Origin of the sequence: Campylobacter sp. BCW_4323 (assembly GCF_001763115.1) — a bacterium.
GTDB classification, from domain to species: domain Bacteria; phylum Campylobacterota; class Campylobacteria; order Campylobacterales; family Campylobacteraceae; genus Campylobacter_D; species Campylobacter_D jejuni.
On record NZ_MJYC01000026.1, the window covers coordinates 40654 to 53612 of the forward strand.

The 12959-nt window shown below is 30.4% G+C and carries 11 protein-coding genes; 8 read left to right on the top strand and 3 right to left on the bottom strand.

The genetic code is table 11. From position 1 onward, the window contains the following. Position 1: 1 nt before the first annotated feature. Positions 2–1933 carry a sensor histidine kinase gene (locus AJN60_RS00840; protein ID WP_070285694.1) on the top strand — a complete coding sequence of 644 codons (1932 nt, stop codon included), beginning with the start codon at positions 2–4 and terminating at the stop codon, positions 1931–1933. Here the strand turns inward: AJN60_RS00840 and uvrB are convergent. Continuing rightward, complete coding sequence (gene uvrB, locus AJN60_RS00845) at positions 1928–3901, bottom strand: excinuclease ABC subunit UvrB (RefSeq protein WP_070285695.1); 1974 nt, start codon at positions 3899–3901, stop codon at positions 1928–1930. The two genes, AJN60_RS00840 and uvrB, sit on opposite strands and share 6 nt — an antisense overlap. A 153-nt stretch (positions 3902–4054) precedes the next feature. On the opposite strand from uvrB, the gene AJN60_RS00850 reads away from it, so the two are divergent. Genes AJN60_RS00850 through AJN60_RS00865 form a run of 4 tightly spaced genes read left to right on the top strand, consistent with a single transcriptional unit; the run spans position 4055 to position 6786 of the window. Further along, the gene (locus tag AJN60_RS00850) at positions 4055–4285 is read left to right on the top strand and encodes a hypothetical protein (RefSeq protein ID WP_002852327.1); all 231 of its coding nucleotides are present in this window, start codon (positions 4055–4057) and stop codon (positions 4283–4285) included. Continuing rightward, entirely contained in the window at positions 4275–4517 is a 243-nt protein-coding gene (locus tag AJN60_RS00855) for a hypothetical protein (protein ID WP_002854947.1), read from the top strand. The genes AJN60_RS00850 and AJN60_RS00855 overlap by 11 nt, the downstream gene beginning before the upstream one ends. Next, entirely contained in the window at positions 4514–4951 is a 438-nt protein-coding gene (locus AJN60_RS00860) for a prepilin-type N-terminal cleavage/methylation domain-containing protein (protein ID WP_070285696.1), read from the top strand. Before AJN60_RS00855 ends, AJN60_RS00860 begins: the two co-directional genes overlap by 4 nt. Then, on the top strand, positions 4933–6786 hold the full coding sequence (locus AJN60_RS00865) for a primosomal protein N' (RefSeq protein ID WP_079861542.1): 1854 nt from the start codon (positions 4933–4935) through the stop codon (positions 6784–6786). The genes AJN60_RS00860 and AJN60_RS00865 overlap by 19 nt, the downstream gene beginning before the upstream one ends. A 9-nt stretch (positions 6787–6795) precedes the next feature. On the opposite strand, the gene AJN60_RS00870 is transcribed toward AJN60_RS00865, so the two are convergent. Further along, positions 6796–8190, bottom strand: a complete 1395-nt coding sequence (locus tag AJN60_RS00870; RefSeq protein ID WP_070285697.1) for a DUF2972 domain-containing protein — start codon at positions 8188–8190, stop codon at positions 6796–6798. 145 nt (positions 8191–8335) lie between these two features. On the opposite strand from AJN60_RS00870, the gene ispG reads away from it, so the two are divergent. Beyond that, positions 8336–9409, top strand: a complete 1074-nt coding sequence (gene ispG / locus AJN60_RS00875) for a flavodoxin-dependent (E)-4-hydroxy-3-methylbut-2-enyl-diphosphate synthase (protein WP_070285698.1) — start codon at positions 8336–8338, stop codon at positions 9407–9409. Positions 9410–9438: 29 nt separating this feature from the next. Here the strand turns inward: ispG and flgH are convergent, their stop codons facing one another. Beyond that, positions 9439–10137, bottom strand: a complete 699-nt coding sequence (gene flgH, locus AJN60_RS00880; protein ID WP_002861373.1) for a flagellar basal body L-ring protein FlgH — start codon at positions 10135–10137, stop codon at positions 9439–9441. 89 nt (positions 10138–10226) lie between these two features. Between flgH and pta the strand changes: the two genes are divergently transcribed. Continuing rightward, positions 10227–11732: a phosphate acetyltransferase gene (gene pta, locus AJN60_RS00885; protein WP_079861541.1), complete on the top strand. Its 1506-nt coding sequence runs from the start codon at positions 10227–10229 to the stop codon at positions 11730–11732. A 13-nt stretch (positions 11733–11745) separates the two neighbouring features. Then, positions 11746–12933 (top strand): acetate kinase, encoded by a 1188-nt coding sequence (locus tag AJN60_RS00890; protein ID WP_070285700.1) that lies wholly within the window; start codon positions 11746–11748, stop codon positions 12931–12933. Positions 12934–12959: the final 26 nt, after the last annotated feature.

Consider the following 12959-nt stretch of genomic DNA (forward strand, 5'->3'; position numbering starts at 1 on the left):
CATGCAAAGACAAAGTCCTGAACAAATTCTTAAAAAACTTGAGGTTAAAGCCAAGGAAGAAGAAAAAAACAAACTTGCAAAATTAAAAATCTTCTTAGGTTATGCTGCAGGTTCTGGAAAAACTTATGCTATGTTAAGTGAAGCTAGAACTTTAAGGGATAATGGAGTTGATGTTGTTTTAGGCTATATAGAGCCTCACGATAGACCTGAAACAATGGCTTTAACACAAGGTTTTGAAAGTATAGCTAATCTTGAAATTCCTTATAAAAATATAGTATTAAAAGAGTTTGATTTAGACACTACCCTTAAGAGAAAACCTGCTTTGGTTTTAGTAGATGAGCTTGCGCACACTAATGCTAAAGGCTTGCGTAATGAAAAGCGTTTTCAAGATATAGAAGAGCTTCTAAAAGCAGGGATTGATGTTTATACTACTTTAAATATACAACATTTAGAAAGTTTAAATGATTTAGTCGCTAATATCAGTAAGATAGAAGTTAAAGAGCGTATTCCTGATCGTATTTTTGATGAGGCTGATCAGGTTGAACTTGTTGATATTGAACCTAATAAGCTTTTAAAAAGAATGCAAGATGGTAAAATTTATAAGGAAAAACAAGCTAAACTAGCACTTGAAAATTTCTTTCGCCAAGAAAGACTTATAGCTTTGCGTGAGATTGCCTTAAGAAGACTTGCTTCAAGAGTGAATTTAAGAGCAAGTGAACAAAGGCTTATTAATGATGATTTAGCTTATCATACTGGAGAGCATATTTTAGTTTGTATTAATGCTTCAAATGCAAAGGTTATTCGTGCAGCTGCAAGACTTGCTTTAGCTTTTCATGCTAAATTGAGTGCGCTTTATATAAAAAATCCCAATATTAAAGAAGAAAAAGCCTTAGAAGAAAATATAGAACTAGCTAAAAGTTTTAATGCTGAAATCATTAGCGTATATGATGATGATATAGCAAGACAAATTGCAGAGTATTCAAGCCTTAGCAATGTTTCTAAAATTGTTTTAGGTAAAAATAAAGATAAAAAAAAGTTTAAAGAAGAGATTTTTGAAGCTGTTGCTAAAAAAGCACCCAATATTGATTTATATCTTGTCAATGAAAATCAAATTTCTACTTCTAAAATACCAAGTAAAAAAGGTTTTGATTTTTTAGGTTTTTTAAAAATCACAGGAGTTTTGCTTTTAGCAACTTTTATAGCTTTTGTATTTCATAAATTTAATACTCAGCCAAGTAATATAGTTATGATTTTTATTTTAGCAGTTTTTGCTTCTTCTTTTATTTCTGATAATAAAATTTTCGCCTTTTATTCTTCTTTAGTAAGTGTCTTAATTTATAATTTTTTCTTTTTAGAACCTATTTTTAGTCTTAAAGTTCATGATAGTGGAAATATTATTACTTTTACAACTATGTTTATAGTTGGATTTTTAACAGCTGTTTTTACTAGAAGATTAAAATTGCAATCTAAAGAACTCACTAAAAGAGCTTATAGAACAGCTATTTTGCTTGAAAATAGTGAAAAGTTAGCAAGAGTGAAAAGCAAACAAGAGCTTTGGGAACAACTTGGAAATCAAGCTTTAAAATTATTAAATTTACCTATTATTATTTATCCTATAAATAAAAACAATATTTTATCGAAACCTTTGTTGTTTTTTAACGATGATAAGCAAATGTTAAAAAATTGTTTTAGTGCTGATGAGATTGCTATTGCTCAATGGGTTGCAACAAATAAAGAAAGAGCAGGTGTTTGTACAAATACCCTGCCTAATGCTAATGCTATGTATTTACCTATAGAAGATGGGGAAAAAACTAAAGGGGTTATAGGTATAGTTTTAAAAGAAAAACGTCCCTTGCAAGACTTTCAGTATGAAATTTTAAGTGCTTTACTTAATGAGGCAGGAGTTAGAACAAGGGATATATTTTTATTATAAATCCCTTAATTTATTAATCTCATCTCTAATTGCGGCAGCTTTTTCAAACTCAAGTGCTTTTGCTGCTTCAAGCATTTGCTTTCTTAATTCTTTGACAAGTTTTGCTCTTTCGCTAGCTGGCATTTTTTCTAGTTTTTTACCTTTGCGATAAATTTCGCCTAAATCCTCTTCATTTTTCAAACTTTCTTCAATATGGCGTTTGACTGAAGTTGGGGTAATATTGTATTTTTTATTATAAGCCATTTGAAGTTTGCGGCGTTCATTGGTGGTATCCATAGCTTCTTGCATGGATTTTGTGATTTTTTTGCAAAAAAGCAAAACCTTACCATTGACATTTCTAGCTGCTCTTCCCATGGTTTGGATTAAACTTGTAGTACTTCTTAAAAAACCTTCCTTATCTGCATCCATAATGGCAATGAGTGAAACTTCAGGCAAATCAAGTCCTTCTCTAAGTAAGTTAATGCCAATTAGCATATCAAAAGCACCGCTTCTTAAACCTCTTATGATTTCATTGCGTTCTATAGCATCGATATCTGAGTGCATGTATTTGACTTTTATACCAAGTTCTAAATAATACCTTGTAAGTTCTTCAGCGAGTTTTTTAGTTAGCACAGTCACTAAAACACGTTCATTCCTTTGTATGACTTTTTTAGCTTCATCAAATAAAATCTCAACCTGATTATCACTATCTTTTAATTCTATCAAAGGATCAAGCAGTCCTGTAGGACGCATGATTTGATGAAAGATATTTTCTTTACTCAGTTCAAGTTCTAAAGGTGCAGGTGTGGCTGAAACAAAAAGAAATTGGCAATTTTTATGGATAAATTCATCAAACATTAAAGGACGATTATCCAAGGCTGAAGGCAAACGAAAACCATAATCCACCAAGGTTTGTTTTCTGCTTCTATCTCCTGCAAACATACCTCTAAATTGCGGTAAAGATACATGACTTTCATCGACTATAACAAGAAATTTTCTATCTTTAATCGCAAAATAATCAAAAAGTGTATAAGGAGTATCGCCTTCTTTAAGTCCTGTTAAATGCCTTGCATAATTTTCAACGCCTTTACACATTCCTGTGCTTGTAAGCATCTCAAGATCAAATTCAACCCTTTGTTTAAGGCGTTGATATTCTACGAGTTTATTTTCATGTTCAAAATAAGCAAGGCGTTCGTTAAGTTCTGCTTTGATGTCTTTTATCGCTTGTTTTAGTCTTGTTTCGCCCACGCTAAACTGGCTTGTAGGATAGAGTATGAAGCGTTTTAAATCTTTGCCTTTTTTATTTTCTAAAACATTGTAATGATACATAGCATCAAGCTCATCACCAAAAAATTCAAGCCTTACTACTTCATCTTCATAATAAGCTGGATAAATATCTATAATATCTCCTTGAACTCTAAAATCCGCACGATCAAAAAAATTATCATTTCTTTTATAACCCATATCTACAAGTTTTTTTAAAAGTTCTTTTTGTGAAATTTGCATACCTAGTTCAAAGATTAAAACCATACCTATGTATTCATTTGGATTACCAAGTCCATAATTTGCTGAAACACTAGCTATGCAAACTACATCTTCATAACTTAAAAGTGAAGCAGTAGCACTCAGTCTTAAACGCTCTAAGTCTTCATTAGTAGAGCTGTCTTTTTCTATGAAAACATCAGTGCGTGGGATATAGGCTTCAGGTTGATAATAATCATAATAAGATATAAAATATTCCACATGATTTTTAGAAAAAAAGCCTTTAAATTCGCTATAAAGTTGTGCGCAAAGGCTTTTGTTGTGACTCATGATAAGAGTGGGTATATTAAGTTCTTTAATGATATTTGCCATGGTAAAGGTTTTTCCACTTCCTGTAACGCCTAGTAAGGTTTGATATTTGTTGCCTTTTTTTATACTTTTTACTATGCCTTTTATGGCTTCTTGTTGATCGGGACTGGGTTTAAATTCGCTGGTAAGTTCTAACATTTTTCTACTTTATTTTTATTTTTGAAAAAATTTTAAAAGAAAATGCTTTAATTAAAAATTAATTGACAATAAAAACCTAAATTTAAATTTTTTTCTGCTACAATATCAAATAATATTTTCCATAAATTACAAATTTCTTAAGAAGGCAAAAATATGTTTGATGAAAAAATAATCAATACTATGACAGATAAAGTAAATGAATTAATTGAAAAATATAACGAAGTTTGCGAAGCCAATGAGGCTTTAAGAAATGAGCTTGTAAGCGTTAAAGCACAAAATGAAGCAAAAAGTAATCAAATCATGCGTTTAGAAGAAGAACTTAAATCTCGCAATATAGAAAGCGAAGATATTTATAAGAAAATAGAGGCTGTTCTTGGCAGATAATCTAAAACAAGTCATTGTTAATGTCAATGCAAAAGATTTCATTGTTAAGTGCAGTGAAGAATTTGCAAATTTTTTAGAAGATGATATCGCTTTGATTTCTGGCGGTACTAAAAAAATAGAACTTAAACGCTTTGTAGATGCGTTTGTTAAAAAAAGTTATGAAAATTATATTTTAGAAAGAGAACTTAAGAAACTAATAAAAGCAATCAATGAAGAACTCCCGACAAAATGAATAAAGCTTTTACTTTGCTTGAGCTTGTTTTTGTGATTTTGATTTTGGGAATTTTATCAAGCTTATCTTTATCTTTTATCGATACTACAAAAGATGAGGTTAAAATTTTAAAATTAAAAATGGACTATGAAATGCTAAGCTCAGCTCTTGCTTTAATGCGTAGTCAAATGAGACTTAAAAATTTAAATTTTCCAGAAATTTTAGATAATGCGCAAAACAATCAAGCCAAAGAAAAACTCTTTTATTGTTTAAATGATTGTGATTATTCTTTGCTTGATACGCCTATTTATTCTGATTTTAAATCTTGGATAAAAATAGGTAAAAATCACTATAGATTTGCATTAAACGCCAAAGAGATGATTGAATTTATTTATGATTCTAAAGAAGGTTTGTTAAAGTGTATAGGAAGTTCTAGATGCAAAGATTTGATATAAGATATTATGAACTTGCAATTTGTGGTTTGTATTTGGATAATTTAACTTTTCATAGTTTTGATGAAATCAAACCTTTAACACAAGTATTAGTGGATTTAAAAACTAAAAAAAACCTTAAAGCTATCGTGCTTAAAGAATGTCAAAAACCTGATTTTAAAACCGTAGAAATTAAAGAAATTACAGGGTATTTTCTAACTCCTTTGCAGTTTGAATTGGTAAATTTTATTGTTTATTATTATGCTTCAAAACTTGGTTTTGTTTTGGGATTTTTTGAAACTAGTCCTAAGTATGAATGTCAAAAAATGTTTTTTAAAGATACCCCTAAGCTAAGCAATCAACAACAAAATGCCTTAAGTTTTCTTCAAAAAGAAAATAATTCTTTGCTTTTTGCTGATACAGGTAGTGGAAAGACCGAAATTTATATTTCTTTGATAAAAGAGTGTTTGGAACAAGGTAAACAAGCTTTGCTTTTGATGCCAGAAATCGCACTCACTCCACAAATGCAAAAGCGTTTGGAGGTGTATTTTAAGGATAATTTTTTCTTGTGGCATTCTAAAATTTCAAAGAAAAAAAAGCAAGAATATTTAGAGCGTTTTTGCAAGGGAGAAGTGCTTTTAGTAGCGGGTGCAAGATCGGCTTTGTTTTTGCCTTTTAGAAATTTAGGACTTATTGTAGTAGATGAAGAACATGATAATTCTTATAAGGCTTCTAATCAGCCTTTTATCAATGCAAGAGATTTAGCACTTTTTTTGGGTCAAAAAAATAATATTAAAGTGGTTTTAGGTTCTGCAACCCCATCTTTAACGAGTTTTTACAAACAAAAAAGTTTTAGACTAAAAGGAACTTTTTTTGAGAGTAAAAAGCATTTTTTATATGATGAAAATGAGCTTGGTATAACGCCTATGCTTTTAAGTGAATTAGAAAAAAGTTTAAAACATCAAAAACAAGCTATAGTGTTTTTACCTACAAGGGCTAATTTTAGGCAAATCATTTGCAAGGATTGTGGGGAAACGATAAAATGTCCTTTTTGTTCTATTGCTATGAGTATGCATAAAAAGAAAAATGTTTTAAAATGTCATTATTGTAATTATACTTCTTTAATAGAGCAAAATTGTCCAAGTTGCAAAGGAGAAATGTTAGAAGCTAGAAAAATGGGGACTGCTGAACTTTTAGAGCTTTTGCAAAATACTTTGCCTTTAGCAAAAATAGCAAAATTTGATAGCGATGAAATCACAAGCGTTAAAAAGCTTAATACTATTTTAAAAGACTTTAATGAAAATAAGATCGATATACTTATTGGCACCTCTATGCTTGCTAAAGGCCATGATTATCATAGTGTGGATTTGAGTGTGATTTTAGGGCTTGATGAGTATTTGTTGCGTCCTAGTTTTAGAGCGAGTGAAGAAACTTTAGCTTTAGCTATGCAAGTTGCTGGTAGAGCAGGGCGTAAAGGCGAAGCAAGAGTACTTTTGCAAACAAAAAATAGAGCTTTTTTTGAAAGGTATATAGAGGATTATGATGCTTTTTTGAAAGATGAGTTAGAAAATAGAAAAGATCTTTATCCTCCATTTAAACGCCTTTTAAGAGTTCTTATAGAAGATAAAGATCAGCAATCCTCACAAAAGCTCTGCGAAAAACTTGCCTATCAATTTAAAAATATCAAACAGGTAGAATTGGTGGGCTATGGAATTTGTGGAGTTGAAATGCTACATGGAAAATATCGTTTTTATTTATTACTTAGAAGTGAAAATCATAAAGTTTTAGTGGCAATTGAAAATTATATTTTACAATTTAAAAATGTAAGTGCAGATATTGATCCTATTGATTTTGTGTAAGTAAGATAATTATTTATCTTTGTATATCTTTTCAAATTCTTTATAATATTTCCAAGAATCAATAATATGAGGATGTGTTTGTTTTAAATGATTTAGTTCATTTTCAAATATATTAAAAAAAGTGTAAATAAGTGATTTATTTTTTATAAAATAATCTATTACATCTTTTTCTTTCATCATTTTTGATTCTGTTTCATCTATGGTTATTTTAATTTGATATAAAAAATCATACAAATAATGTTTAATTGTTGAAAATAAAAGATTGTTTTGTTCTAATTGCTTAAAATCATTTTTATCAATATATACACCCATATCATTACATAGGTCGTTTTTTATAATTTCTTGTATTATGTCTATTTTTTCATGATTGATATGTTTTCTGTCTAAAATTATGGGAATGCTAGAAGTTTTATCAATATTGACATTTTTATTATTTTTAGGAGTATTAAGATAAAAGGTGTTATTAATATCTTTAGAATTTGCATAAAGTGTAATAGGAAAAAGATAGCGAATATAACCTCTAAATTCTTTAATTTTAAATAAATCTAATTTATCTTTATGGGGGGGGGTAAAATTAAAATTCATAGCAAGTAAATTCATAGTATCGTAGGCCTTTGATTGACGGATTTCTTCCATATCAAGATAGTATACTTTGTCTTTGTTAAAATATTTTAATAAATAAGAGATGATAAAAACTCCTTGTTGTAGTTCGTTTATATCGATTTTAATTTTATGATTTTGATGAGCAAGATAGTCAATATAATAACGCCAATCATAAGTTAGATTAAATTCAGAGGGATAGTTTCTTGAAACTTTATTCCAATCTCTTCCCCAGTTATGCTTTAAAATTCCTATTGGATCGCGAACTCCGCAAATAATTTTAGAGTTAAAATCCAATAAAGATAGATATTTATCAAAATAAGGTAGATTAATTTCTGATATATTAATAGCATATTGAGTAATCGTATTGTCATTTAGACACATGTAATTAAGACAATATCTTTCTTTGGCATCAGGCGGTAAAACCCAGGAGGCAAAACAAGTTACATCGCAACATTGATTAAGGTATCTTAAAAATGCTGCTGCTCCAACGCCATGTGGAGAAATATAGATAAATTTATAGTGTTTAGGTAGGGGTAAATTTAAATCCCAAGCTAATTCTGCACAATGTCGACTAGCATCTATTTCTATAAAATTAGGATTGATTAAAGGTGGATAAGGATGTTTTATTGATAAATATCTATTCTTAAATTCGCTAGAATTGAGCCAAGTGCAAATTGTTTCAATATTTTCCAAAACAAAGGTAAAAAATTTTTCATTATTCGAATTTTTTAAAGCTTGTAAAAGAATTTGAGCTAGGGTTGGAGTTAGGTTATTTTTTATATAGAGTAAAAGATTTTGCATATAACCTCTTTTAATTGTATTTAATTTATATATAATTCATAAATATTTAAATATTATGAAATTTAAATATATTATCAAAAATAAACTTTAATTAAAGCAATAAAAAGTTAAAATTTGATATTAAAATTTTTCAAAGAGTGAAGTTATGGAGTATAAAAGATTTAAAACCAGACAAATCAAAGTAGGAGATGTTTTAATAGGCGGTGATGCACCCATTTCAGTTCAATCTATGCTTTTTACTAAGACAAGAGATATAGAAGGTTCTTTAGAGCAAATTAATCGTCTTTATTTTGCAGGAGCAAATATAGTGCGTTTGGCGTGCTTGGATATGGCCGATGCAAGGGCTTTAAAAGAGATTAAAGCTAAAAGTCCTTTGCCTTTAATCGTAGATATTCATTTTAATCATAATTTGGCTGTATATTGTACTGAATTTATCGATGGAGTGCGTATAAATCCTGGCAATATAGGCTCTAAAGAAAATATCAAAGAAGTGGTAAAAGCATGTAAAGAACGGGGTATCCCTATACGCATCGGTGTAAACCACGGCTCCATAGAAAAACAATTTAGCGATAAATTTGGCTATGGTGTCGATGCTATGCTAGAAAGTGCGATGTATAATATCAAGCTTTTAGAGGATTTAGACTTTTTTGATATTAAAATTTCCATGAAGACTTCAGATGCTCAAAAAACTATAGAAGCTTATGAGAGATTAAGACCGCTTTGTGATTATCCTTTTCACTTAGGGGTAACTGAAGCAGGAACTAAATTTCATAGCACTGTAAAAAGTTCTATAGCTTTAGGAAATTTACTTCTTAAAGGTATAGGCGATACTATGCGTGTTTCTATGACGGGTGAGCTTGAAGAGGAAATTCGTGTAGCAAGAGCGATTTTGCAAGATAGTGGAGTGCAAAAAAGTGGAGTAAATATCATCTCATGTCCAACTTGCGGTAGGATTCAAAGTGATTTGTTAAGCGCGATTAAAATCGTAGAAGAAAAAACCAAGCATATAAAAGAACCTTTAAATATCAGTGTCATGGGTTGTGTAGTAAATGCTTTAGGTGAAGCTAAGGGCGCTGATGTGGCTATAGCCTTTGGGAAAAATCAAGGACTTGTTATAAGACATGGTGAAGTTGTAGCTAAATTAAAAGAAAGTGAACTTGTAGATAGATTTTTAGCTGAAGTTGAAGATGAGGTTAAAAGTAGGTCTGTAAAAGAATAAAAGCCAAGAAGCAAGGTTTAACCTTGCTTTTAGAATGGCCATATCGCTTCTATAACTTTGCTACCCCAAGGTTTTCTTGTGCTTCTATCCACTTCACCTTCTGTTTTATAAAGAATTTTAGCATCTGCTATATATTTACTATCTATAGTATTGTCTTGACCGATGTCATAAGGACGAATAACACCGCTTAATTGTATGATTTGTTTCTCTCCGTTGATTAAAAGCTCTCTTGAGCCTTCAATAAAATAATTACCATTCGATAAAATTTTAATTACACGCGTTGAAATTGTAGTATTGAAACTTTCATTTCTGCTTTGTGAGCCTGTTCCTGTGTACTTGTTTGAACTATTGGTTTGAAAGCCTATATTAGAATAAGCATTGACTTTATTAAGAGCATTAGCTACCACTCCTGAACTTCCTGTTAAAGCACCTCCGCCTAAATTTGAGGTATTAGTTCTACTTGTTGCTTTATTAGCTTGTGTGCTTTGAGTGGTACTTTCTTGTATAACAACTGTAACTAAATCATTTACATTCATAGCTTTTTTATCTGAAAATAAAGGATTATCCCCTTTGCCAAAAAGTGATCCTGGTGCACTTTCTACATTATTACTTTGTTTTGGTGCAAGTTCTTCTACATAAGCAGGTGGTTTCATTGAAATTTGCGGATCAACCGTTGCAGAACAACCAAAAAATGCAAACGGTAACACATAAAATAAAACTTTTTTCATTTTCGTCCTTTAAAATATGAATTTTTATTTTTCTTTGTTAAAATTAGAAAAAGCAAAGAGTGTTCCACATTTATAAATTTAAGGAGAAAATGATGGCAAATCTTTATTTGATGAGATCTAGAAGTGATGAGTTAAATACTATTATTAGTACAAATTTGCTTAAAAATTATAGCAAAATTTACAAAAATATCGCAATTTATTGCCCTGTAATATACATACATCGCGTCCCTGTTTTGCAAGGTTGGTTGGAAGAATTTAATATCAATCAAACTGTAAAAAGCGCTTATGGTTTTACCTTTAGAGAGGCAATGGAGGAATTTAGCAAAGATCCTCATAATTTTTTTAATGTTATTTTAGAAGAATATGAAGAGTTAAAACGCAAATACGATTTTGTGCTTGTAAATAGCTTTTGCGAATTTGGAATACTTGATGGATTTGATCTTAGTATAAAATTGGCTAAAAATCTTAATACCCCTATCGCTGCTATTATTAATGATGAAGATAAACTTATAGCTCAAAAATATTTCGATCATGCCCTAGATGGTCGTAATTATGTTTTGATTAATGAAAATTTTAATTTTGAAGAAGTGCAAAAGCTTGAAGAGTATGATTTTATAACTCCGCATCGTTTTAAATATGAATTGATTAAACAAAGCGTAAAAAATAAAAAAACTGTTGTTTTGCCAGAAAGTAATGATGAGAGAATTTTAAAAGCTGCTGAAATTTTATTAAAAAGTAAAGTTGTTGATCTTATTTTATTGGGTGATGAGGAAAAAATCAAACAAGATGCTGCTAGATTAAGTCTTGATTTAAGCACTATAAAAATTATAAATCCGCTCAATTCAGAATATAATCAAGAATTTACTTCCATTCTTTACGAGGCAAGAAAATCTAAAGGAATGAGTTTAGAAGAGGCTAAGATGCTAGTTCAGGATAAAACTTATTTTGGAACTTTGCTTATACATACTGGAAAAGCTGATGCTATGGTTAGTGGAGCATCAACTACTACGGCTGAAACGATTCGCCCTGCATTACAGCTTATTAAAACCAAAGAAGGTATTAGTTCTGTTTCGGGAATTTTCTTTATGGGGCTTGAAGATCAAGTTTTAGCTTTTGCTGATTGTGCTGTAAATCCAAGTCCAACTGCTGAACAGCTTGCAACTAGTGCTTATGTAAGTGCTATGACTGCTAAATCTTTTGGACTTGAACCAAAAATAGCTTTGCTTTCTTATTCTAGTGGTGATAGTGGTAAGGGAGAAAGCGTAGATCTTGTAAAAGAAGCATTAAAGATTGCCAAAGAAAAATACCCTGAGTTAAATATAGATGGTCCTATGCAGTTTGATTGCGCTTATGATCCAAAGACTGCAGCAAAGAAAATGCCAAATTCTAAGATAGCAGGCCATGCAAATGTATATATTTTTCCTGATCTTAATGCAGCAAATATTTGTTACAAAGCAGTTCAAAGAACTGCTAATGCTTTAGCAATCGGTCCTATTTTGCAAGGTCTTAAAAAACCTGTTAATGATTTAAGTCGTGGATGTTTGGTAGATGATATTGTAGATACTGTAATTTTAAGTGCAATACAAGCTCAATAGAAAGGAATGATAAATGAAAATTTTAGTTTTAAATTCAGGTTCTTCATCGATTAAATTTAAATTTTTTGATAATAAAGTCGTTAAAGCGAGTGGCTTAGTAGAAAAAATTGGAGAGCAAAATTCAAAGGTTGTATTAAAAAATGTTTTAAATAATGAAAGTTTTGAAAGAGAATTAACAATAAATAATCACGAAGAAGGACTTAGTATAGTCAATGAACTTTTTAAAGAATCAGGAATTTTAGCAGATTTAAATGCTCTTGATGGCTGTGGTCATCGTATAGTTCACGGGGGAAGAAATTTAAGTGAGCATTGTTTAGTAGATGACTATGTTCTTAAAGAAATAGATAGGGTTAGTATTTTTGCTCCTTTGCATAATCCTGCCCATTTAGCAGGTATAAAAACAATGATCAAAGCTGCACCTAGTGTTGCTAATGCAGCTATTTTTGATACAGCTTTTCATCGCACTATGCCTGATTTTGCTTATATGTATGCTTTGCCTTATGATTTTTATGATAAGCATAATATTAGAAGATATGGTTTTCATGGGACTTCTCATGCTTATGTTAGTTCTAGAGCGGCGAAATTTCTTCAAAAAGATCAAAATGAATTAAATGTCATCTCTGCTCATCTTGGAAATGGTGCAAGTGTATGTGCTATAGAAAAAGGTAAGAGTATGGATACTTCTATGGGCTTTACTCCACTTGAAGGACTTATTATGGGAACGCGTTGTGGAGATTTAGACCCTGCTATTTTACCTTTTATTAGTCATCTTAAGGGTTTAACTATAGAAGAAATAGATACACTGATGAATAAAAAAAGTGGAGTATATGGAATTTGCGGTTATAATGATTTTAGAGATATAGAAAGAGAGATAGAACAAGGTAATGATAAAGCACGCTTGGCTCTTGATATGTTTTGTTATCGTCTTGTTAAATATATAGGATCCTACTTTGCTGTGTTGCCAAAAACCGATGCTATTATTTTTACAGGTGGTATAGGAGAAAATGATAGTTTGGTTCGACAAAAAGTATGCGAGAGATTAGCTCATCTTGGTATCGAGTTAGATTTTGAACTTAACAAACAAAGGATTTCGGGCGAAAGAATGATAAATCATGCAAATTCTAAAGTTAAAGTGCTTGTTATTCCTACAGATGAAGAATTAGAAATCGCTAGAATTACAGAAGAATTAATAAGCAATTGAAAGAGGTTTATATTTAGTAAAAATTA